Source organism: Amycolatopsis mongoliensis (assembly GCF_030285665.1).
GTDB lineage: Bacteria > Actinomycetota > Actinomycetes > Mycobacteriales > Pseudonocardiaceae > Amycolatopsis > Amycolatopsis mongoliensis.
In genome coordinates this window covers 7,250,117-7,270,625 of sequence record NZ_CP127295.1, presented here as the reverse complement: position 1 = coordinate 7,270,625, position 20,509 = coordinate 7,250,117, and the positions used below count along the sequence as shown (strand labels likewise).

The 20,509-nt window shown below is 73.7% G+C and carries 19 protein-coding genes and 1 pseudogene; 5 read left to right on the top strand and 15 right to left on the bottom strand.

The window, feature by feature from the left end; translation table 11 throughout:
- Positions 1-34 precede the first annotated feature (34 nt).
- Positions 35-1,618, bottom strand: coding sequence for a glycoside hydrolase family 13 protein (locus tag QRX60_RS34905; protein ID WP_285995697.1), 1,584 nt, complete (start codon positions 1,616-1,618; stop codon positions 35-37).
- A gap of 26 nt (positions 1,619-1,644) precedes the next feature.
- Here QRX60_RS34905 and QRX60_RS34900 point away from each other — a divergent pair, with 26 nt between their 5' ends.
- Complete coding sequence (locus tag QRX60_RS34900; protein ID WP_285995696.1) at positions 1,645-2,454, top strand: class I SAM-dependent methyltransferase; 810 nt, start codon at positions 1,645-1,647, stop codon at positions 2,452-2,454.
- Positions 2,455-2,472: 18 nt separating this feature from the next.
- Here the strand turns inward: QRX60_RS34900 and QRX60_RS34895 are convergent, their stop codons facing one another.
- From QRX60_RS34895 to QRX60_RS34860, 8 genes are read right to left on the bottom strand one after another with little or no spacing between them, the layout of a single operon-like run.
- Positions 2,473-2,862 (bottom strand): hypothetical protein, encoded by a 390-nt coding sequence (locus tag QRX60_RS34895; RefSeq protein ID WP_285995695.1) that lies wholly within the window; start codon positions 2,860-2,862, stop codon positions 2,473-2,475.
- An 8-nt stretch (positions 2,863-2,870) separates the two neighbouring features.
- Positions 2,871-6,053 (bottom strand): WXG100 family type VII secretion target, encoded by a 3,183-nt coding sequence (locus tag QRX60_RS34890; RefSeq protein ID WP_285995694.1) that lies wholly within the window; start codon positions 6,051-6,053, stop codon positions 2,871-2,873.
- Positions 6,053-6,370 carry a hypothetical protein gene (locus tag QRX60_RS34885; protein WP_285995693.1) on the bottom strand — a complete coding sequence of 106 codons (318 nt, stop codon included), beginning with the start codon at positions 6,368-6,370 and terminating at the stop codon, positions 6,053-6,055. Before QRX60_RS34885 ends, QRX60_RS34890 begins: the two co-directional genes overlap by 1 nt.
- A gap of 1 nt (position 6,371) precedes the next feature.
- Positions 6,372-6,629: an acyl carrier protein gene (locus tag QRX60_RS34880; RefSeq protein ID WP_285995692.1), complete on the bottom strand. Its 258-nt coding sequence runs from the start codon at positions 6,627-6,629 to the stop codon at positions 6,372-6,374.
- Complete coding sequence (locus QRX60_RS34875) at positions 6,622-8,268, bottom strand: fatty acyl-AMP ligase (RefSeq protein ID WP_285995691.1); 1,647 nt, start codon at positions 8,266-8,268, stop codon at positions 6,622-6,624. The genes QRX60_RS34880 and QRX60_RS34875 overlap by 8 nt, the downstream gene beginning before the upstream one ends.
- 9 nt (positions 8,269-8,277) lie before the next feature.
- Positions 8,278-8,880, bottom strand: a complete 603-nt coding sequence (locus QRX60_RS34870; protein ID WP_285995690.1) for a cysteine hydrolase — start codon at positions 8,878-8,880, stop codon at positions 8,278-8,280.
- Positions 8,873-10,264, bottom strand: coding sequence for an MFS transporter (locus tag QRX60_RS34865; RefSeq protein ID WP_285995689.1), 1,392 nt, complete (start codon positions 10,262-10,264; stop codon positions 8,873-8,875). The genes QRX60_RS34870 and QRX60_RS34865 overlap by 8 nt, the downstream gene beginning before the upstream one ends.
- Complete coding sequence (locus QRX60_RS34860) at positions 10,261-10,704, bottom strand: MarR family winged helix-turn-helix transcriptional regulator (RefSeq protein ID WP_285995688.1); 444 nt, start codon at positions 10,702-10,704, stop codon at positions 10,261-10,263. Before QRX60_RS34860 ends, QRX60_RS34865 begins: the two co-directional genes overlap by 4 nt.
- A gap of 78 nt (positions 10,705-10,782) precedes the next feature.
- On the opposite strand from QRX60_RS34860, the gene QRX60_RS34855 reads away from it, so the two are divergent.
- Positions 10,783-11,247 carry a DUF2087 domain-containing protein gene (locus QRX60_RS34855; RefSeq protein WP_285995687.1) on the top strand — a complete coding sequence of 155 codons (465 nt, stop codon included), beginning with the start codon at positions 10,783-10,785 and terminating at the stop codon, positions 11,245-11,247.
- Here QRX60_RS34855 and QRX60_RS34850 read toward each other — a convergent pair.
- Together QRX60_RS34850 and QRX60_RS34845 are read right to left on the bottom strand one after the other, a co-directional pair.
- Entirely contained in the window at positions 11,211-12,179 is a 969-nt protein-coding gene (locus QRX60_RS34850) for a sigma-70 family RNA polymerase sigma factor (RefSeq protein ID WP_285995686.1), read from the bottom strand. The genes QRX60_RS34855 and QRX60_RS34850 overlap by 37 nt on opposite strands.
- A gap of 35 nt (positions 12,180-12,214) precedes the next feature.
- A complete protein-coding gene (locus QRX60_RS34845; RefSeq protein ID WP_285995685.1) occupies positions 12,215-12,730 on the bottom strand; it encodes a bifunctional nuclease family protein in 516 nt (171 codons plus the stop codon).
- Between the two features lie 159 nt (positions 12,731-12,889).
- Here QRX60_RS34845 and QRX60_RS34840 point away from each other — a divergent pair, with 159 nt between their 5' ends.
- Both QRX60_RS34840 and QRX60_RS34835 read left to right on the top strand, forming a co-directional pair.
- A complete protein-coding gene (locus QRX60_RS34840) occupies positions 12,890-13,366 on the top strand; it encodes an SRPBCC family protein (RefSeq protein ID WP_285995684.1) in 477 nt (158 codons plus the stop codon).
- A gap of 113 nt (positions 13,367-13,479) precedes the next feature.
- Positions 13,480-14,646 (top strand): annotated as a pseudogene (locus QRX60_RS34835) (MFS transporter); the annotation flags it as partial.
- Between the two features lie 258 nt (positions 14,647-14,904).
- Here QRX60_RS34835 and pdxR read toward each other — a convergent pair.
- The gene (gene pdxR / locus QRX60_RS34830; protein WP_285995683.1) at positions 14,905-16,311 is read right to left on the bottom strand and encodes a MocR-like pyridoxine biosynthesis transcription factor PdxR; all 1,407 of its coding nucleotides are present in this window, start codon (positions 16,309-16,311) and stop codon (positions 14,905-14,907) included.
- Between the two features lie 81 nt (positions 16,312-16,392).
- Between pdxR and QRX60_RS34825 the strand changes: the two genes are divergently transcribed.
- Positions 16,393-17,640: an MFS transporter gene (locus QRX60_RS34825; protein ID WP_285995682.1), complete on the top strand. Its 1,248-nt coding sequence runs from the start codon at positions 16,393-16,395 to the stop codon at positions 17,638-17,640.
- A gap of 24 nt (positions 17,641-17,664) precedes the next feature.
- Here the strand turns inward: QRX60_RS34825 and QRX60_RS34820 are convergent, their stop codons facing one another.
- The 3 genes from QRX60_RS34820 to QRX60_RS34810 all read right to left on the bottom strand — a co-directional run bounded on the left by QRX60_RS34820 (position 17,665) and on the right by QRX60_RS34810 (position 20,490).
- Complete coding sequence (locus QRX60_RS34820) at positions 17,665-18,480, bottom strand: hypothetical protein (RefSeq protein ID WP_285995681.1); 816 nt, start codon at positions 18,478-18,480, stop codon at positions 17,665-17,667.
- 66 nt (positions 18,481-18,546) lie between these two features.
- Positions 18,547-20,064 carry a CehA/McbA family metallohydrolase gene (locus QRX60_RS34815; protein WP_285995680.1) on the bottom strand — a complete coding sequence of 506 codons (1,518 nt, stop codon included), beginning with the start codon at positions 20,062-20,064 and terminating at the stop codon, positions 18,547-18,549.
- Positions 20,065-20,163: 99 nt separating this feature from the next.
- Positions 20,164-20,490 carry a spore germination protein GerW family protein gene (locus tag QRX60_RS34810; protein WP_285995679.1) on the bottom strand — a complete coding sequence of 109 codons (327 nt, stop codon included), beginning with the start codon at positions 20,488-20,490 and terminating at the stop codon, positions 20,164-20,166.
- Between the last annotated feature and the right edge of the window lie 19 nt (positions 20,491-20,509).

The following is a 20,509-nucleotide window of genomic DNA, read 5'->3' as shown; positions in this document are numbered from 1 at the left end:
ACCGGTTCAGTCAACCCGGCCGGGTGACGTCGGGTCACCTCCTGACGAGCCACACCGCGGCATCCGGCGGTAGCTTGCCGCCCTCCAGCGGCCCGCTCGAGACCAGCACCTCGCGATCCGCCGGCAGCTCGCACGGCCGGTCCGACAGGTTCACCACGCACCCGAACCCCGGCTCCCGCGCGAAGGACAGCACGCCGGGAAACGCGGGCAGCCACGTCAACGTCCCGTCGCCCAGCGCCGGGTGCGCCCGGCGGGCGGCGAGGGCCGCCCGGTAGAGCCGCAGCATCGAGCCCGGGTCGGCCGCCTGGGCCTCGGCCGTCGCCGTGCGCCAGTGGGGCGGCTGGGGCAGCCACGTCCGCACCCCGCCGGGCGCGAAGCCGAACGGCGGCTCGGTCCCCGACCACGGCAGCGGCACCCGGCAGCCGTCGCGGCCGCGGCGGGTGTGGCCGGAGCGTTCCCACGTCGGGTCGGCGAGCACCGCCTCGGGCAGGTCTTCGACCTCCGCCAGTCCCAGCTCCTCGCCCTGGTACAGGTACGCGCCGCCGGGCAGGGCGAGCATCAGCAGCAGCGCCGCCCGGGCCCGCCGCCGGCCCAGCGCGAGCTCACCGGCGGGCGCGAACCGCGTCACGTGCCGGACGACGTCGTGGTTGGACAGCACCCACGTCGCGGGCGCGCCGACCACTTGCAGCGCTTCGAGCGTCCGGTCGATCACCTCGCGCAGCGCGGCCGCGTCCCAGTCGCACCGCAGGAAGTCGAAGTTGAACGCCGTGTGCAACTCGTCCGGGCGCACGTACCGCGCGAGGCGGTCCGGCCGGTCGACCCACGCCTCCGCCACGAACACCCGGTCCGGGCCGAACTCGCCGGCGATCTTGCGCCACGAGCGGTAGATCTCGTGCACCCCGTCGAGGTCCCAGTGCGGGTGCGCGCTGCGGTCCGGCGGCTTCGCGATCTCTTCGTCGTCGGCACCGAGGTCGGGGAAGGCCGGGTCCTTGAGCAGGCCGTGGGCGACGTCGATGCGCACCCCGTCCACCCCGCGGGCGAACCAGAACCGCAGCAGGTCCTCGAACTCGGCCCGGACCCCGGCGTCGTCCCAGTTCAGGTCGGGCTGTTCCGGGGCGAACAGGTGCAGGTACCACTCGCCGTCGGCGGCCCGCGTCCACGCCGGCCCGCCGAAGACGCTGCGCCAGTCGGTCGGCGGCAGCTCGCCGTCCGCGCCGCGGCCCGGCCGGAAGTGGTACCGCGTGCGTTCGGGCGCGCCGGGGCCCGCGGCCAGCGCGGCGCGGAACCACGGGTGGCGGTCGGAGGTGTGGTTCGGCACGACGTCGATCAGCAGCCGGAGCCCGGCCCGGTGCGCTTCGGCGATCAGGTCGAGCACGTCGGCGTCCGTGCCGAACAGCGAATCGGGGGTCCGGTGGTCCTCGACGTCGTAACCGCCGTCGACCATCGGCGAGCGGTACCACGGCGTGGTCCACACGGCGTCCACGCCGAGGTCGGCCAGGTGGCCCAGGCGCGAGCGCAGGCCCGCGAGATCCCCGGTGCCGTCCCCGTCCGCGTCGGCGAAGCTGCGTACGTAGACCTCGTAGACCACGGCGTCGCGCCACCAGTTCGCGGAGTCCATGACACCCGAGTATCTACGCTGGAGCCGTGAGCGACGCATGGGAGTGGGATCCGTCCCTCTATTCGGGCAGTGCGGAGTACTACGCGCGGGGCCGCGCCGGCTATCCCCCGGAGCTCGCCGCGGCGTTCGCCGCCGAGCTGGGGCTGGACGGGTCGGGCCGCCTGCTCGACGTGGGCTGCGGGCCGGGGTCGCTGACCCTGCGCCTGGCCGGCTCGTTCGAGGAGGCGGTCGGGCTGGACGCCGACGCGGACATGCTCGGCGAAGCGACCCGGCTGGCCGCCGAGGCGGGGATCCGGAACTGCCGCTGGGTGCGGCGGCGCGCGGAAGAGCTGCCCGCCGGGCTCGGCCGGTTCCGGCTGGTCACCTTCGCCCAGTCGTTCCACTGGTTCGACCGGGCGCGGGTCGCCGCCGCGGTGCGCGGCATGCTGGAGCCGGGCGGCGCCTGCGCCCACGTGCACGCGACGACGCACGAAGGCGTCGAGGGATCGGTGCCGCGCGCGGAGATCGCCGAGCTGGTGCGGTCGTACCTCGGGTCGGTCCGGCGTGCCGGGCAGGGAACCCTGCCGGAGGGCACGGCCGCCGGCGAATCGGAGATCTACCGCGCCGCCGGGTTCCGCGGGCCGCGGCGGTTCGAGGTCCCGGGCCGCGACGTCACCCGCACCGCCGACGACGTCGTCGCCGGCGTCTTCTCCCTGTCCAGCGCGGCGCCGCACCTGTTCGGCGACCGCCGCGCGGAGTTCGAGGCCGAACTCCGCGCGCTGCTGCACCGGGCGAGCCCGGGCGGCACGTTCACCGAGCGGCTGCGCGAGATCGCCGTCGACCTCTGGCTACCCTGACGTCCACTGTGGACGGACCTACCAGGGGTTGTTGTCGTAGCCGTCGTCGTCGGCCTCCGCCGCGCGCGCCCGGCGGGCGCGGCGAGGGACTTCGTCCCGGGCGGCGTGCCGCGGCTCCGACGCCGGCGCGAACGGCGACGCCGCCCCGGGCTCATCGCCGAAGGCGTTCGCGTCGAAGGCCGAGGGCGGTTCCGTGCCCCGATCCGTGCTCCAGCCGGACTTCGTCTTGCGCTGAGCCATCTCGCGCACGTGCTGCACGTACCGCTCGGCGGCCTGGACCTGTTTGGTCATGTACTCCTGCGACCGGGCCTTGATCTCCTCGCCCCGCTGCTCGCGCAGGGCACGCCGCTCGGACTGCTCGCGGACGAGACCGTCCAGCTCGGCCTTCATCGCGTCGATGTCGCTCATGCGTCCTCCTACCAGGTCCGGGCGGACGGCGGGTCTTCGTCGTCGTTGAGGGAGCCGATGATCCGGCGGCCGGGCTCACCGAGGTTGTCGAAGACGGCGCCTTCGATCCGGTAAGCGGGCGACCGGCGTTCGGTGTCGCCTCCCCCGCCGCCGCCGTGGGCACCGCCCATGGCGCCCATGCCGGGCATCCCGGACATCGGCTGGCCACTGGCGCCGGCCGTCGCGCCGGCCGGGGCGAACGCGGCCGCGGGCTGCGCCTGGGTGGCGCCGACGCCGCTGTGTACGCCACCGGACATCGGCGTCTCGCCGAGCCCGTTCCCCGCGCCACCCGGGTCGATGCCGGCCGCCGCGAGGCCGGATCCGCCGTGCGCTCCGCCGCCGATGCCGGCCCCCGAACCACCGCCGTGGCCGCCGCCACCGTGGCCGTCACCGCCACCACTGCCGCCACCACTGCCGCCGTCGTGCGACGCCAGGTCTTCGAGGGTGCCGCGGTGGGTCGGCAGGTCGTCGTCGAGCTTCTTCTGGGGAGTGTCGCCGAGGGCGTCCGAAGCCTTGTCGTCCTCGCCGAGGGTGTAGCTCGTCGGGGTGCCGCTGCCGTCGTCGACGGTGACGACGGTCGGGCCGTCCGGGCCGTCGGGCCGCTCGGCGGTGATCTTGAGGTCGCCGTCCTCGATGTGGATCTTGCCGTCCGGGCCGGGGCAGTACGTGCCGTCGTCCGTCCCTTGTGGACCGTCGGCGTCCTTGGACCAGTCGAGCTTGAAGTCCTTGGCGGCGTCGGATCCGTCGCCGACCTTGATGTCCATCTTGCCGTCGTGGTCGGGTTCGGTCATCTCGAAGGTCTTGTCGCCCTGCTTGACCTTGAGGGTGTCGGGGGTGTCGTCGCCCTTGTCGTCGGGCTTCCCGTCGCCGTCCTTGTCGTCGCCGAGCAGGCTGTCGGGCTTGCCGTCGCCGTCCTTGTCCTCACCGAGCAGGCTGTCCGGCTTGCCGTCGCCGTCCTTGTCCTGACCCAGCGGGTTGTCCGGCTTGCCGTCGCCGTCCTTGTCGGCGCCGGGCTCGTCGCCGGAGCCGGTGTCGCCGAGACCCGCGCCGTCGCCGGAGTCCGTCTTGATCCCTTCGCCGCTGAACTCCTTCAGCGCGTCGGCCGCCTTGTTCTTCGCGTCCTCCGCGGCCTGCTCGGCCGCGGCCTTGCCCTCGTCGCCGGACCCCGGGCTGCCCGAGCCGGAACCGGAACCGGAGCCGCCGCCCGAGCCGGAACCGCCGCCGAGACCTTCCCCGCCGCCGAGGCCGCTGCCGCCGAGTCCCGAACCGGCCTGGTCGCCGGACTCGGTCTGGATCCCCGGGCCGCTGAACTGGCTGAGCGCGTCCGCGGCCTTCTTCTTGGCCGCCTCGGCGGCCGCGGCCGCCGCGTCCTGGCCGCTGGACGACGGCGACGGCACCGAAGACGGCGACGTGTCATCGGAACCAATGCCGGAACCGGCACCGGAGCCACCGCCCGAGCCGAGGCCGGACCCCCCGCTCCCGCCGCCGTCGAACGCGCCCAGCGCCTCCGAGGCCTGCTTCTTGGCCGCCTCGGCAGCCGCGGCGGCGGCCTCTTGGCCACCTCCCGAGGAGCCCGAGCCGGAGCCGCCGCCGGACGAACCGGCACCGGAGGGCGTGTCCACGTCCGGGATCGGCGGCACCGAGCCGCCACCCCCGGAACCCGAGCCACCGGAGCCGGACGCACCGGAACCGGAACCGGAGCCACCGCCCGGAATCCCGCTACCGGAACCGCCCGAACCCGAGCCACCACCGGGAATCCCGCTACCGGAACCACCGGAACCCGAGCCACCGCCCGGAATGCCCGAACCCCCGGTTCCGGAACCACCGCCGGGAACACCGGACCCCGCACCGCTCCCGGCCCCGGAACCGCCGCCACCCGGCGCACCGCCCCCGGCGCCGCCCGCACCCGCACCACCGGTACCCGCACCACCGGTACCCGGACCGCCGGCGCCGCCCGAGCCCGAGCCGCCCGGCATCGTCACGCCCTCGAACTCGTTCTTCACCGCGCCCATGACCTTGTCGAGCGCGTCGTAAGCCTGGTCGACCAGGTCCTTCGTGTCCTTGCAGGTCTTCACGAAGCCCTGGTACAGCCGGTCCCACATGTCGGGGTTGAACTGGTTCTGGATCCACTGCTTGGCCAGGTCCTGGCCGTGCTTCTTGATTTCGTCGCCGTCGCAGCACCCCTGGTCGTTGAGGGTCTTGACCAGGTTCGTGCCGAAGTTGAGGTCCATCCAGCCCGCGATCTGGGCGAGGTCCTGCTCGTTGCCGTGCTCGCCGCTCGCGACCGCGATGACCTTCTGCGCCATCGTGTAGTCGGCCTTGCCGACCAGGTCGGTGTACATGCCGATGACCGCGTCGGCCTTGCCCTTGCAGAGCTGGAACACCGTGGTCGCGGTGGTCAGCGTCGCTTCGCTCACGGTGCCGAGCGTCTGGGACAGCTTCGCCGCTTTCGGCTGGATCTTGTCGTTGTAGGTGTCGGACGCCGCGTCCGCGCCGGCGCCGCTCCACGTCTTGTACAGGCTGCCGAGCTGGGAACCGGTGTCCTCCAGCGTGCGGTCCACCGTCTCGGAGCCGGTCTTGAAGTGCGCGGCGTCCTGGACGAAGTTCGCGAAGCTGATCCCGCGCTGCTCGTCGAAGGGCGTGCGGATGTCCTTGTCGAGGTCGAGCGCGCGGGTGTTGCCGCGGCAGTCGTCCGGGATCTTCGCCAGCAGCGACCCGAAGGTCTCGAACAGCTTCAGCGCGGGCGCGGCGGCGTCGAAGATCTCGTCGGACGTCTTCGTGCCGGTGGCGTCACCGCCGTTCTCGCCGGCCGCGGGCGGCTTCGTGTCGTTCAGCTTCGCCTTGCCGTCGTCGACGGCCTTCTTCTCCTGGTCTTCGTTGTAGGAGTTCTGGTCGCCGCTCGACTTGGCCTTGTCGTAGGCCTCGTCGACCGACTGCCCGGCGAACAGCGGGTTGGCGTTGTAGGCGCCGGCGTACTTCTCGGCTTCCTGCCGCTTCTGCTTGATCTCGTCCGGTTCCTGGTCGGCCAGGAACGGCGGCGGGGGCGGGTTCTCCCGCAGCCAGCTGCTGATCAGCACACTCTTCTGCGCGGCGGGGACGCTCGGGTCGTCCAGGAGCGCCTTGACGTCGGACCACTTCTTCTTTTCGGCCATCAGAGCGAGCCTCCGGCGTTCGTGATCGCGCCGGCCTGGTTGTCCTCGTTGGCGCCGTAGCTCGACCCGGCGGTGCCGAGGTTGGTGCCGAACGAGCCCAGCGTGGTGCTGTAGCCGGAGACGGCGGCCCAGAGTGCCTGCGCGCCGGCGGTGTACTTCGCCGCGTGGGCGTTGTGCGCCCGGCCGAAACCCTCCGCGGTCACCTGCGGGCTCTGCAGGTCCGGGTTGTCGTCCAGCAGGTGCTCCGCCAGGTCCCCGATGGTCTTGGACGCCGTCGACAACGCCTCGGTCGTCGCGGTGTACCCCCCGCCGCTCATTTCAGCGCCTCTCCTCAGATCCTTCAGTTCCCAGTGCTTCCGCGAGCACGTCCGCCACGGATCCCACGTCGGTGAACCGGTCGAGCTGGTCCAGGTCGATCGTCACCCCGTAATAGACCTCCAGCGCCGCCAGGAGCTTGATCCGGCCCTTCGAATCGATGCCCAGCTCCTCCAGGGGAGCGTCGGGCTCGACGAGGTCCGGGTCCAGCCGGAAGGTGTCGCTGACGACCTTCGTGACCTCGGCGCGGTGATCACCCACGGCCGCCACCATAACGTGCCTTGGCCGCCGACCGGGCGACCTTGCCACTCGATGTGCGCGGAAGTCCGCCGGAAGGGACCAGACGTACCGCACGGAGGGTGAGATCGTGCTCCCGCGAGACCGCGCGCAGCACCGCCCGGGTCACCTCTTTGAGATCCGCGTCAGCGTCGCGCGCCCACTCCGCCACCACCATCGCGCCCTCGCCGTCCTCGTCGGCGACGCCGAACGCGGCGACGCGGTCGCGGCGGACCGCCGGGTGGGCCTCCCCGGCCGCCGCCTCGATGTCCTGCGGGTGGAAGTTCCGGCCGTCGATGACGATGAGGTCCTTGAGCCGCCCGGTGACGTACAGGTCGCCGCGGTGCACCACGCCGAGGTCGCCGGTGCGCAGCCAGCCGCCGAGCCCGTCCAGCGTGGCATCGAACGCGGCCGCGTCGCCCCGGCCCCAGTAGCCGGTCGCGACGTTCGGGCCGTGGATCCAGATCTCGCCGACCGCGCCCTCGGGCTGCTCGTGTCCCTCGTGGACGATCCGGACGAGCTGCCCGACCGGCCGGCCCACGGACACGAGCTCCGGGCCGTCGACGGTTTCGACGGCCCGGCCCTGCGCGAGCGCCTCGCGGTCGAACTTCGCGCCGCGCGGCCCTTCCGGCCCCGCGCTCGCGACGTACACCGTGGCTTCGGCGAGCCCGTACGACGGCCGGTACGCCTCGCGCCGGAACCCGTGCGGCCCGAAGACCTCGAGGAACCGTTCGACCGTGCGCGGGCGGACGGGTTCGGCGCCGTTGAGCGCGACCCGCACGTCCGAGAGGTCGAGGTCGTCGTCCCCGGGACCGGCGTCGGCCGCGAGGTCGTAGGCGAAGTTCGGGGCCGCGGTGAAGACCGCGGGGTAGTCCGCCAGCTGCCGCAGCCAGCGCCGCGGCCGGTGCACGAACTCGGCCGGGGCCATGAACACCGACCGGCCGCCGGAGAAGACCGGCAGGCACAGCAGCTGGATCAGGCCCATGTCGTGGAAGAACGGGATCCAGCCCGCGCAGGTCGTGCCTTCGTCGACGGCGTAGGCCCGGCTGCCCTGCCAGCACGCCGCGACGATCGCCCGGTGCGGGATCACCGCGCCGGCCGGCTCCCGCGTCGACCCCGACGTGTACTGCAGGTACGCGGGGCTCTCCGGCGCGACCGGCACCGGATCGGCGCCCGGCCCGGTCAGCTCGTCGGCCACCAGCAGCTCGCCGGGGGCACCGAACTCGCGGACCCGGTCCACCGCGGCCGACGACGTCAGCCACACCCGCGCGCCGGAGTCGGCCAGGACCCCGCCGAGGCGGTCGGCCTGCCCGCGGTTGCCCGGCGGCATCAGCGGGACGGCGATCATGCCGGCCGCCAGCACGCCGAAGAACGCCAGCGGGTAGGCGAGCTCCTGCCCGGCGAGGACGGCGACCCGCTCTCCCGGCTCCGCGACCCGGCGCAGTTCACCCGCGACCACGCTGACGCGGGCGGCGAACTCCGCCCACGTCAGCGTGTGCTCGACGGCGTGCGTGTGGTCCTGGTGGGTGAACAGCGGGCGGGCGTCGTCCGCGCGGGCGAACAGCCGGTCCACGATCGAGGCGCGCAGCACCTCGCCGGGCACGGTCGCGGGCGGACGAGGCACGCAGCGAACCTACTGGACGGCCCAGAGGCCACCCAGCCCGGCCACGTCCACGACGGTGGCGGTGCGCGGGAACAGCGTGCCGGTCAGGAAGTCGTGCGTCTCCTGCTCGCGGTCGGCGCAGGCGTCGCGCAGGACGACGATCCGGTAGTCGCGGTCCATCGCCTCGCGGACGGTGCTCAGCACGACGCCGCTGGTGCTGATCCCGGCGAGGACGAGCGTCGTGATCCCGCGCTTCTCCAGCTGCTGCTCGAGGTCCGTGGTGGAGAACGCGCCGACGCGGATCTTGCGGACCAGGATGTCGTCGGCCCGCGGCGCGAGCCGGGCGTGGATCTGCGTTCCCGGGGCGTCGGCGCGCATCGCCGCCCGGAGCTGGTCGGAGGCCGCGAACGCGGCGAACATGCTCGTCTCGGGGACCGCGGCGAACTCGGCGTCTTCGAACGCGACGCGCACCCAGCCGACGTGGCCGCCGTGGCCGCGGACGTCGTCGATCGCGCCGGCGACGCGGTCGAGCAGCGGGCCGGTGTCGGGCAGCTGGCCGACGATCCCCTCCTGGTAGTCCATCACGAGCAGCGCCGTGCGGGTCGGGTCGAGGGTGGTGGTCTGGTCAGGCATCGGTTCCGTCTTTCTCGGGTCGGGTGGTGCTTCGGGACAGGGAACGGTCGAACACGGTGATGGCCAAGAAGACCGCGCCGATGCCGAGGAGCAGCAGCGCGAGGTCGTGCAGGCCGCCGGTGTCGGCGGCGGATCCGTACAGGGCGCCTTGGAGCGCGGAGGAGACGATCGCGCCGAGGTAGCCGAAGGTGCGCAGCAGGCCGGCCGACGCGGCGATGTCGTCGGGGTTCGCCTGGCGGTACACGGAGTTCTGCAGCGCGAGGCTGTTCAGCCCCTGCGGCACCCCGGCCACGAGCGCGACCACGACGAGCAGCCACACGGCGGCCGAGGAGTCCAGGGTCAGCAGCAACGCGCACCCGGCGAGCTGCCCGAGCGCGGCGACGGCCAGCTTGCCGCGGACGGCTTCGCGACGCCCGGTGAGCAGCGACACGAGGATCCCGGTCGCGAACAGCGGCAGGGTGGCCAGGCCGGCTTCGCTCGCCGAGAGGCCGCGGCCGTGCTCGAGCCACTGCGTGTAGCCGTAGAGGAAGCTGTACGCCACGACGTAGGCCAGCAGGGCGCGGCCGTAGGTGCGCAGCAGCGGGCCGTTGCGGCCGAGCAGCCGCAGGTCGATGAACGGGTGGGCGTGGGTCAGCTCGCGCACGGCGAAGCCCGCGGCCCCCGCCACGGCGATGGCGAGCAGGTACCAGTCCCCCGCGCCCGGGTGCATCAGGAACAGCAGCAGCGAGACGAGCATGCCGGCGAACAGCGCCATGCCGGAGAAGTCGAGGTCGAACGAGCCCTTCGACGCGGGCTTCGCCGTCTTCGGGAACCGGCGGGCGCCGAGGACGAAGGCGGCCAGCGCGATGGGGATGTTGAGGGCGAAGGTCGCGCGCCAGCCGCCGACACCGATGAGCAGGCCGCCCAGCGCCGGGCCGACCACGGAGATCGTCTGGGTCGAGATCGCCAGCACGGTGAGCACGGACGCGGGGCTGTCGCGGCCGGTCCGGTCGCTCTCGTCGCGGATGAGCCGCATCGCCGCCGGATAGCCGGCGCACGTGCCGAAGCCGAGGACCACCCGCGCGACGATCAGCCACGCCAGGTCCGGCGCGAGGGTGCCGAGCACCCCCGCCAGCCCGACCAGGGCCGTCGCCGGGAGGAACACGCGCCGGGGGCCGTACCGGTCGATCAGCCGCCCGGCCACCGGCTGCCCGACCGCGGTGGCCAGGTACAGCGCGGAGATCAGCCACGCGGTCGCCGACGCCGGCTGCCCGAACGCGACGCCGATGGGCACCAGCGCGACCGCGATGATCGTCGAGTTGACCGGGTTGAGCACCGCGCCCGAGATCAGCGGGGCGAGCAGCTTCCGGTCGAACCCGTCGCGCACCCGTTCCCGCGTCGTCATGGCTCGACGACGCGGCCGAGCAGCGCCAGCGCCTCGTTGACCACGGCCAGCTCGTCCTCGGTGAGCCGCTGTGCGAGGGTCCGGGCCAGCCACTCGTGCCGCGAGGCGCGAGCACCGTGGCCGTAGGCGCGCCCCTCGGGCGTGAAGAAGATCAGCTGACGGCGGCCGTCCGCCGGATCGTCCTCCCGGCGGACCAGGCCGAGCTGTTCCAGCGCGGCCACCGTCACCGCCATCGACTGCGGGCGCACCCGCTCCGCGCCGGCCAGCTCGCTCGCCGTCGACGGCTCGTTCTTCGCGAGCCGGGCCAGCGCCGAGGCCTGCGCGGAGGTCAGGTCGCCGACCGCCGTCGCGTCCATCATCTGCCGCCGCAGCCGGCCGACGAGCACGCGCAGCGTCTGCGCGGCCGCGACCGCCGGAGCGGGAACCGTCTTCGAGCCCATATCGACAGCCTAGACTTATCAGTTGAGACTGTCGAGTTTTCCGGACGGGCGCGAGGAGTTCGAGTACGCTTTGCGGCCATGGCCTCACCGGAAGCGCTGGTCTCCGCCCTCGCGGATCCCGCCCGTCTGCAGCTGTTCGCCCGGATCTGCGCCGGGCTCCCGGCCGACAACGCGAAACTCGCGAAGCGGCTGGTCGATGCCGGGCTCGTCACCGTGGACGGGGACGCCTACCGGCCCGTGCCCGAGGTGTTCCGCGAGGCGCTCGCCAAGGCCCCGGCCGACCCGCTCGACGGGCTGTTCCGCCACGGCAGGCTCGTCACCATCCCGCATTCGGGCCGGCGACGGCAGCTGCTGCTCGCCCACCTCGCCGAGCGGTTCGAGCCGGGCCGGCTCTACACCGAGCAGGACGTCCGCGAGAAGCTCGCGATGGTCCACGACGACCACGCGACGCTGCGCCGCTACCTCGTCGACGAAGGCCTGCTGCAGCGCAGCAACGACGGCGGCGCCTACGGCCGTCCGTCGGAGGCCCGCGCCGCCGGCTGAGTCGCCGGCAGGTCGAACAACGCCAGCACGGCGGGATCGGCGAACACCACGTTGTGCGCCACGCGGGCGCCGGACACCGTGAAGACCTGCAGGGTGTGCAGCCGGTACACCCCGGTGTCGTCGCGGCAGTAGGCGGCCAGGGCGGGCTGGCCGTTGGCGGCCGTGCGCGTCATCCGCCAGTCCGGGCCGCGCATCGCGAACAGCCGTTCGAGGAACCGGCCGTAACCGTCGCGGCCGAGGTACCACAGCGGCACCGGCGGCATCTCCAGCACGACGTCGTCGGCCAGCAGCTCGACCAGGCCCGCGACGTCGGCCGATTCGAACGCCCGGACGTAGCGGTCTAGGATCGCCTCCACGGCCGCGTCGTCCGGCTCGGGGACCTCGTCGGCCGACAGGTCGCCGAGGCCCGCGCGGGCGCGCTGCAGGGCGCTGTTGACCGCCGCGGGCGTCGTCTCCAGGAAGCCTGCCACCTCCGCCGCGCTGAACTCCAGGACGTCGCGCAGGATCAGCACCGCGCGCTGCTTGGGCGGCAACGTCTGCATCGCCGCGAGCAGCGCCAGCCGCAGCGTGCCGCGACGGGCCAGGCGCAGGCCGGGGTCGTCCAGGCGCGCGTCCGGGAACGGCTGCAGCCAGGGGATTTCGAACGACGGCGTCAGCGGCGCGCCCGGGTCCTCGCTCGGGCGGCCGAGGCCCGAGGGCAGCGGCCGCCGGGCCCGGCTCTCCAGCGCCGTGAGGCAGGCGTTGGTCGCGATCCGGTGGAGCCAGGTGCGCACCGACGCGCGGGCCGGGTCGTAGCCGTCCCACGCCTTCCAGGCGCGCACCAGCGTCTCCTGCACCAGGTCCTCGGCCTCGTGCACCGAGCCGAGCATGCGGTAGCAGTGCACCAGGAGCTCACGCCGGTGCGGCTCGGTGCTCGTCGCGAAGTCCGCCATCGTTCTCCCGTCGGTCCGGTACGGGAGATGATGCTCTACAGGTCGTCGAAGTCCTCGGGCTGCAGGCCGTCGAGCTCGGCGCGGAAGCGGGCGATCTCGGCCTCGGTGTCGAGCACGTCGGCGGCGGGGCCCTCGGCGTCCTGCTCCAGCTCCAGCTGCACCGAAGCGACGTCGAGCACCTCTTCGGCGACCCGGATCGGCGCACCCTGGCGCAGGCCGAGCGCGACGGCATCGCTGGGGCGGGCCGACACGCGGGTGCCGGAGACGAGCACGAGGTCGGCGTAGAAGATGCCGTCCCGCACCTCGGTCAGCTCGACCGCGGCGACGCCCTGGCCGAACGCCGCGAGCACGTCGCCCAGCAGCTCGATCGTGCCCGGCCGCGGCTGCGCGATCTGCTCGCGCGCGCGCACGAGGGCCTCGGCTTCGCCGTATCCGATCATGATCGCCAGCCAGCGGCGGGCGCCGTCCGGTTCCCGGAGCAGCATCAGGGGCGCCTCGCCGGGCACCGGAACGGCCATCCCCACGACCTCGATCGGGATCACGCTGACCACCGCACCCTCCGTGTAGGTACTTCTCCGCGCGCGAGGTACCCAGAACACCCGGTCGGCAACCCGGGTTCCGCGGGCGAGTTTTTCAGGCCGGCTCTTCTCGGCTGCGGACAACGCCGCGAGCCCTTGCCGAGGGCGCCGCGGCACTGTCACCGTCGGGGTGTGGAACCGACGATTTCGCGCAGCATCGACGTCCCGGCCGACCCGGGCACGGTGTGGTCGTGGGTCACCGACCTGCCCCGGATGGGCGAGCTGAGCCCCGAGAACATCGGCGGCCGCTGGCTGGACGGCACGGGCCCGGCGCTGGGAGCGCGTTTCCGCGGCCGCAACGTGAACGGCGAGCTGCGGTGGTGGACGCGCGTCCGGGTGGTGCGGTTCGACGAGGGGCGCCGGTTCGCGTTCGACGTGCGGACGCCGCTCGGTTCGCGGGTGTCGCGGTGGGAGTACGTGCTGGCGCCGAGTCCGGTGGGCTGCCGGGTCACCGAGAACTGGTACCGCAGCGGCAGCTGGGTGGTGCGCAGGTTCATGGGGCCGCGGGTGACCGGCCGCGCCGATCGGCCCGGGTACAACGTGGGGTCGATCGAGCACACTCTCGCGGCGCTGAAGGCCCGGGCGGAGGAGCGGGCCGCAGCCGCCTGAGCACCCCGCCCCGCTGCCCGCACGCCACGTGACATCGGTCGCGCCGAACTGGTCAGTCTCTTGTTGAGACCCACCTCTTCGGACTAGGTTGCTTTTTCAAACCTAGGAGGGCCATGACCGACACCGCGCCGAAGCCCGGCCTCGTGCTGCTGGTCGTCTCGACCGCGGCGTTCCTCGCCAGCCTCGACACCTTCATCGTCACGATCGCGTTCCCCGGCATCCGGGCCGCCTTCCCCGGTGACGACCTCGCCACGCTGTCGTGGGTGCTCAACGGCTACACCGTGCTGTTCGCCGCCTGCCTCGCCCCGGCCGGGCGGCTGGCCGACCGGTACGGCCGCAAGCGCCTGTTCCTCTTCGGCGTCGCGGTGTTCACCCTCGCGTCGGCCGCCTGTGCCGCCGCGCCGTCCATCCCGGTCCTCATCGCCTTCCGCGCGGTGCAGGCGATCGGCGCGGCGCTCGTCATGCCGACGTCGCTGGCCCTGCTCCTGACGGCGTTCCCGGCGCACCGGCGGCCGATGGCGGTCGGCGTCTGGGCTTCCGTGGGCGCCGCGGCCGCCGCGCTCGGGCCACCCGTCGGCGGCCTGCTCGTCGAGGCGTCGTGGCGCTGGGTGTTCCTGGTGAACCTGCCGATCTGCGCGCTGACGCTGCTGGCCGGGCCGCGGGTGCTGCGCGAATCCCGGGACACCGGCACCGGCGTCCCGGATCTGCTCGGCGCGGCGGGCCTGCTCGCCGGGGTGGGGGCGCTCGCCTACGCGCTGGTCGAAGCGCCGGACCACGGCTGGACGGCGGGGCCGGTGCTGTCGGCGTTCGGGGTGGCCGCCGTCGCGCTCGCGTGGGTGCCGCTGCGCTCGGCGCGCCACGCCGTGCCGGTGCTGGACCTGCCGGCGCTGCGGGTCCCGACGCTGTGGCTGGCGTGCGTCACGACCGGCGTGTTCGCGGCCGGGTTCGCCGCGATGCTGTTCGGCAACGTGCTGTTCCTGACGTCGGTCTGGCACGACTCGATCCTGGTGGCCGGGCTGTCCCTGGCCCCGGGCCCGCTGATGGTGGTGCCGGTGTCGATCCTCGGCGGCCGGTTCGTGCACCGCTTCGGCCCCGGCCCGGTGGTCGCCCTCGGCGGCGTCTCGTTCGGGGCGGGCGCGTTGATCTGGGTGCTGCGCATGGGTTCGGTGCCCGACTACGCGGGGTCGATGCTGCCCGGCCAGCTGCTGACGGGCATCGGCGTCGGGCTGATCCTGCCGAGCCTGTCGGGCGTGGTGGGCACGGTCCTGCCGCCGGCGCGGTGGGGCGCGGGCTCGTCGATGGTCAACACGACTCGCCAGGTCGGGACGGTCCTCGGGACGGCGGTGCTGGTAGCGGTCTTCGCGGGAACCCCGGACCTGACGGACTTCCGGCACGGCTGGCTGCTGGTCCTGGGTACTGCGGCCGCGACGTCAGCGGGCGGCCTCCTGATCGCCGCGCGCCGCCGCACCGATCACCACGTCGAGCCCCCGGCCGCAGCGGTCGTGAGCGGGAAGCAGGGTCAGAACCCTGTTTCCCGCTCACGACCGCCAGGCCCGGTCCAGCGCCGCGAGCCCGTCGTCGATCCGCTCCACCGGGATCGAGCCGTAGCCCAGCACCAGGCCCGGCGCCGGGAACCCGCAGCACAGATCGGACAGCGTCTGCACCGCCACCCCTGCCGCCGCGGCCCGGGCGGCGATCGGCTCCAGGTCCTCCTCGCCCAGAGCGCACAAGTGCAGCCCGGCCGCCGAAGGGACCACCCGGAGCCGGCCGGCGAACACGCGGTCCACAGTGGACGTGATCCGCTCGTGCCGCTCCGCGTACACCTTCGTCGCGCGGCGGATGTGGCGGGCGAACAGGCCTTCGTCGACGAACCGGGCCAGCGCCGCCTGGGCGGGCACGTCGCCGTGCCAGTCCGACAGCTGGCGGGCGTGCCGCAGCGCGTCCTGCAGCGACGGCGGCGCGATCAGGAAACCCAGGCGCAGCATGGGAAGCAGCGTCTTCGAGAACGATCCGACGTACGCGACGCGCCCGCCGCGGTCCAGGCTCTGCAACGGCTCCAGGGGGCGGTCGGAGAACCGGAACTCGCTGTCGTAGTCGTCCTCGACGACGACCGCGTCCGCGCGCTCGGCCCACGCCAGCAGCGCCGTGCGGCGGGCCAGGGACATCGGCGTGCCGAGCGGGAACTGGTGCGACGGCGTGACATACACCAGCTTCGTCCGCGACGGCAGCGCCGCGACGTCGAGACCTTCGCCGTCCACGGGCACGCCCACGACTTCGGCGCCGTGGGAGGCGAACAGCAGCTTCGCCTGCCGGTAGCCCGGTTCTTCGACGGCCACGCGGTCACCCGGGGAGAGCAGCACCCGGCACAGCAGGTCGAGGGCCTGCTGCGCGCCCTGGGTGACGAGCACGTCGTCCGCGTCGGCCCGCACCGAGCGCGACACGCCGACGTGCCGGGCGATCGCCGCGCGCAGGCCCGGGTGCCCGCCAGGGTCGACGTAGTGCACGAACGCCGCCGCGGCCCGCAGCTCCCGCGCGAGCAGCCGTCGCCAGGTTTCGAACGGGAACAGCGCGGCGTCGGGAATGCCGACGCGGAAGTCGTACTCCGGCACCTCCGCCACCGCGGCGACCGGTGAGGCCAGCGACCGCCAGATCGCCTTGGGCCGCGGGCCCCGCGCCGCGGGAGCCTTGCGCGGCTTCGTCGCGGGCAGCGAACCGCTGACGTACGTCCCGGCGCCGACGCGGCCGGTGAGGAACCCGTCGGCGGTCAGCCGGTCGTAGGCGACCGCGACGGTGTTGCGCGAGACGGCCAGGCGCCGCGCCAGCTCCCGGGTCGGCGGCAGCCGCTCCCCCGCCCGCAGCCTGCCGTCCAGCACGGCGTCGCGCAGCTGGCGGTAGATCCGGACGGACAGGTCACCGCGCCCGGCCAGGCTGACGTGGAAGTCCATCCGGCGAGCCTACATTGGCCCAATCCGATTCATGGGAATTGGATCTGGGATCGGGCCAAGTGCCGATCTAGCGTTACCGGCATGACGCTGACCCTGGACCGCCCCGCACCCGTCCGCTCCGGCCGGCTGCTGGCCGCCGCCCAGCTGACCGGTTCCCTCGGCGACGGCGCGTTCCTGACCTGCTCGGTGCTGTTCTTCACGCGGATCGTCGGGCTGTCCCCGGCGCAGGTCGGGCTGGGCCTCACGCTCGGCTGGGCGGTGGGCTCGGTCGCGGGCGTGCCGCTCGGCCACCTCGCCGACCGCCACGGCGCGCGCGGCTCCGCGGTGCTGCTGGCACTGGCGACGAGCGCGTCGATCCTGACGTTCCCGCTGGTCCGCACGCCGCTGCTGTTCGTCCTGGCCGCGTGCCTCTACGGCAGTTGCCAGACCGGCCTGGCCGCCGTCCGCCAGGCGCTGCTGGCCGCACTGGCCGACCCGGAACGGCGAACGCGCGTCCGGGCGCACCTGCAGTCGGCGGGCAACGCGGGGCTCGCCGTCGGCGCCGGGCTGGGCGGCCTCGCACTCTCGGCCGACACGGCGCCGGCGTACCTGACGGTTTTCGCGCTCGACGCGGCCGGCTTCGTCGTGACGGCGGTGCTGCTGCACCGGCTCCCCGCCGTCGCGCGGACGTCGTCCCCGCGCGCCGGCGAGCCGAAGCTGGCCGTGCTGCGCGACCGGCCGTACGCGCTGGTCACGCTGCTCAACGCGGTCCTGTTGCTGCGCATGCCGCTGCTGAGCGTCGCGATCCCGCTGTGGATCGTCGAGCGGACCGCCGCGCCGGGCTGGACGGTGTCCGCGCTGTTCGTGCTCAACACGGTCATGGTGGTGCTGCTCCAGGTGCGCGTGGCCGGACGGCTGGCGAACATCGGCGCGGCGGCGCGGATGGTGCGCCGGTCCGGGGTGCTGCTCTTCGCGTCCTGTGCGGCTTTCGCGCTGTCGGCGTTCGGGACTTCGCCGTGGATCGCGTTCGCGGCGCTGGTCGTGGGCGCGGTGGTGCAGGTGTTCGGGGAGATGCTGCAGTCGGCGGGCACGTGGGAGATCGGCTTCGCGCTGGCACCGGCCGACCGGCAGGGGCAGTACCAGGGGTTCTTCGGCACCGGGGTGTCGGTGGCCCGCGCGGCCGGTCCGGTGCTGCTGAGCACGGTGGTGATCGGCTGGGGCCTGCCGGGCTGGCTGCTCCTGGGCGCGGTCTTCCTGGGGGCGGGCTGGGCGATGGGCCCGGCGGTCCGCTGGGCCCGGGCCACGGCCGGCGCGCGCCCAGCGCCCCAAGGTGGCCTTGGGTGCGTCTGACGCACCCAAGGCCACCTTGGGGCGCTACTGGCTCTTCTGGGCCGCCGGGGCCTGGTGCAGGGACAGGTCCGGACCCGCGGCGGAGTCCTCGGCCCAGGCCCCGGCCTCCGCCGTCCACGTCCGGCCGGCGAAACTCACCTTGTCCACCCCGAGCGCCTCCGCGCGGCCCACCAGCCAGCTCGCGTACGTCCACCCCTGCGCCGCCGGGTGGGCTCCGCTCAGCCGAGCCGTGCCCAGTTCGCCGGTAGCCGCCGTCGCCAGGTCACCCGGTGCCGCCAGGGTCAGGTTCCGGCAGGTCAGCGCGGCCGGGAACTGGCCGGTGAACGCCGCCGCCATCGTGCGGGACTGCGGCTCCCACTGCGCGTACGCGTCCGGGACTCCCGAGCGCTGGATCGACTGGGCCGCCTCGGTGATCGGCATCGTCTCCCAGTCCGGCAGCTTCTCGAGCTTCTCGTAGAACGCCGTCGCCGCGTAGACCGGGTCGCGCAGCTGGGCCACCGTGCCCCAGCCCTGGCTGGGCCGCTGCTGGAACAGCCCGACCGAGTCGCGGTCACCGCCCTCGAGGTTCTGCAGCTTCGACTCCTGCAACGCCGTGGCCAGCGCGATCGTCGCGGCGTGCGGGGGCAGGCCCAGCTTGGTCCCGACCGCCGAGATCGTCGCGGCGTTGTTCATCTGCTCCGGGGTGAACGTGTACGCGGTCGCGTCCTGCCCCGGCTGCGCCACCGTGCAGCCCGGCGTCCGGACCGGGCTGCGCGTGAGCACCACCACCACGATGATCCCCGCGGTCAGCACGACGACCGCCCCCAGGAAGACGGCCGCCTTCAGGCCACACCCGCGCACGCTGCCTCGCCTTCACCCGTTCGCCCCAGTCTGCCAAAGGCAGGACGCGGCGCACCGGGCGGAGGTTCAGTGGCCGGTGCCGAGGAAGATCGGGTTCGACATCGCCACCATGGCGTTCGGCTGGGTCGTGTTCGGGCCCCCGGACGGGCGACGGACCTCGACGCGCACCCACCGCGAGTACCGCGGATACGTCGTCCACGTCACCGTGGCCGCCCCCGAGTCGCCGATGGTCTCGGTGTGCTCCGGCCCCAGCTGGTCGAGGAACGTCACCGTGGTCCCCGGCACGCCGCCGACGACCGCCCTGACCGTCACCGGCGTCCCGGTGCCCGCGGGCAGGCGCTCGCCGATCCCCGCCGCACGACCGCCTCCGGAGGCCGTGAAGTCCAGCTGGACCGCCGAGGACTCGGCCAGCCACGACCGCCCCGCTTTCAGCCCTTCCAGCAGTTCCTTGCGGCGCAGCCGGTCGGCGAGGACGACGGTGTGCGGCAGCGCGACGCGCTGGTCCGGGTTGTGCGCGTCGGAGTCGCCGATCGCGGGGATGAACCGGCCGCCGCGCAGCAGGCCGTCCCAGTGGATGACGCTCGCCTCGTCGTCCTGGGTCCACGGGCCGTTCCAGACCTCGACGAGGTCGGCGATCTCGTACGCGAACTCGTAGGTGCAGCCGAAGCAGTTGGCGAACGGGTGCGCCGCGGTGACCAGACCGCCCGCGCGGTGCACCTGGTCGGTGAACCGGCGGAAGTCCTGCGGATCGGCCGCGCGGTAGCGCCAGTCGATCCACGTGCCGGCGGGCAGGCCGATCGCGGGCCAGTGCCCGGACCGCGTCGTCACCTCTTCGCCGTTGAGGATCAGCAGGTCGTCGGTGGCGTACCGGCCCCAGACGAGCTGCGAGCTGGACGTGTTGTGGTCGGTGGAGACGATGAAGTCCAGGCCGGCGGCGCGGGCGTCGGCGACCAGCTGCTCCGGGGTGCGACGGCCGTCGGAGTGGACGGTGTGCAGGTGGCCGTCGCCGCGGTACCAGGCGCGGCCCTTGTCCCGGGCGGGCGCGCTCTCCGGCGCGGGGTCCGGGGTGAACGGCGCGCCGTCCGGCCCGAAGGTGAGCGTGATGTCCACCCGGTAGTTCAGGCCCTGCGGGGCGACGGTGTACGGCCCGAGGATGACGTGCCACCGCCCGGGCCGGATCGGCCCGGCGAGGTAGCCGGGCGTCGCCTCGGACGCGCTGATCGAGAACCGGTCGCGGAAGCCGCCGGACCAGCCGCGGAAGCCGCGGGCGTTGCCCAGTTCGTGCCCTTCCGGGCCGAACATGCCGATGTCGCAGGCGTTCCCGCGGGTGCCGGCGGGCACCTGCGGCTTGTCGTAGGAGTAGACGACGTCGATCTGCCGCACCCCGCGCGGGACGTCGACCGGCAGGTAGTACCAGTCCGGGACGTCCGGCTTCAGGGTGCCGGTGACGGTCCGGGTCTGGCTGCCGGTGCCGCCCGGCTGGTCGGCGAACGCGACGCCGGGCAGCATCCCCATCGCCGCCCCGGCCGCCGCCACGCCGCTCGCGCGCAGCAGCGCGCGCCGGCTGAAGTCCCCAGAACTCATGCGTACCTCCGCATCGAAAGACGTCCCGACGCTAGGGGAGGAACGCGAACGCCGACAAGAACCGGCGGTGAACATTCGGCACCCGGCCGCGGTGTCCGGTCAGGACCTGGCGCCGCGGGTGAGGATCCTGGCGAGGGCGACGACGGTGACGGCGGCGGCCAGCCCCAGCCGGGTCACGTCGACCGCGGGCACCCAGGTCACGGCGTCACTCCGGACGACGAACGCGCCGGCCGGCCGGGCGAACACCCCGAACCCGGCACCCTCCCGCACCGGCAGCGCGTCCGCGTCACCCGCGCCGCCACCCCCACCACCGAAGACGGTCGCGGCCGGGATCACGACGGTCCCGTCGCGCTCGACCGGATCGCCGTAGACCAGCTTCGCGGTGAAGAGGTCCCGCGCGGTCGACGCCAGCTGCCCGAGTTTCATCCGGCCATCATGACGGCGG

Bases quoted from the DNA above. Each gene is read 5' to 3' on its own strand.
- QRX60_RS34905 (WP_285995697.1), bottom strand. From the start codon at position 1,618: ATGGACTCCGCGAACTGGTGGCGCGACGCCGTGGTCTACGAGGTCTAC.
- QRX60_RS34895 (WP_285995695.1), bottom strand. From the start codon at position 2,862: ATGAGCGACATCGACGCGATGAAGGCCGAGCTGGACGGTCTCGTCCGC.
- QRX60_RS34890 (WP_285995694.1), bottom strand. From the start codon at position 6,053: ATGGCCGAAAAGAAGAAGTGGTCCGACGTCAAGGCGCTCCTGGACGAC.
- QRX60_RS34885 (WP_285995693.1), bottom strand. From the start codon at position 6,370: ATGAGCGGCGGGGGGTACACCGCGACGACCGAGGCGTTGTCGACGGCG.
- QRX60_RS34870 (WP_285995690.1), bottom strand. From the start codon at position 8,880: ATGCCTGACCAGACCACCACCCTCGACCCGACCCGCACGGCGCTGCTC.
- QRX60_RS34865 (WP_285995689.1), bottom strand. From the start codon at position 10,264: ATGACGACGCGGGAACGGGTGCGCGACGGGTTCGACCGGAAGCTGCTC.
- QRX60_RS34860 (WP_285995688.1), bottom strand. From the start codon at position 10,704: ATGGGCTCGAAGACGGTTCCCGCTCCGGCGGTCGCGGCCGCGCAGACG.
- QRX60_RS34855 (WP_285995687.1), top strand. From the start codon at position 10,783: ATGGCCTCACCGGAAGCGCTGGTCTCCGCCCTCGCGGATCCCGCCCGT.
- QRX60_RS34850 (WP_285995686.1), bottom strand. From the start codon at position 12,179: ATGGCGGACTTCGCGACGAGCACCGAGCCGCACCGGCGTGAGCTCCTG.
- pdxR (WP_285995683.1), bottom strand. From the start codon at position 16,311: ATGGACTTCCACGTCAGCCTGGCCGGGCGCGGTGACCTGTCCGTCCGG.
- QRX60_RS34825 (WP_285995682.1), top strand. From the start codon at position 16,393: ATGACGCTGACCCTGGACCGCCCCGCACCCGTCCGCTCCGGCCGGCTG.
- QRX60_RS34815 (WP_285995680.1), bottom strand. From the start codon at position 20,064: ATGAGTTCTGGGGACTTCAGCCGGCGCGCGCTGCTGCGCGCGAGCGGC.
- QRX60_RS34810 (WP_285995679.1), bottom strand. From the start codon at position 20,490: ATGAAACTCGGGCAGCTGGCGTCGACCGCGCGGGACCTCTTCACCGCG.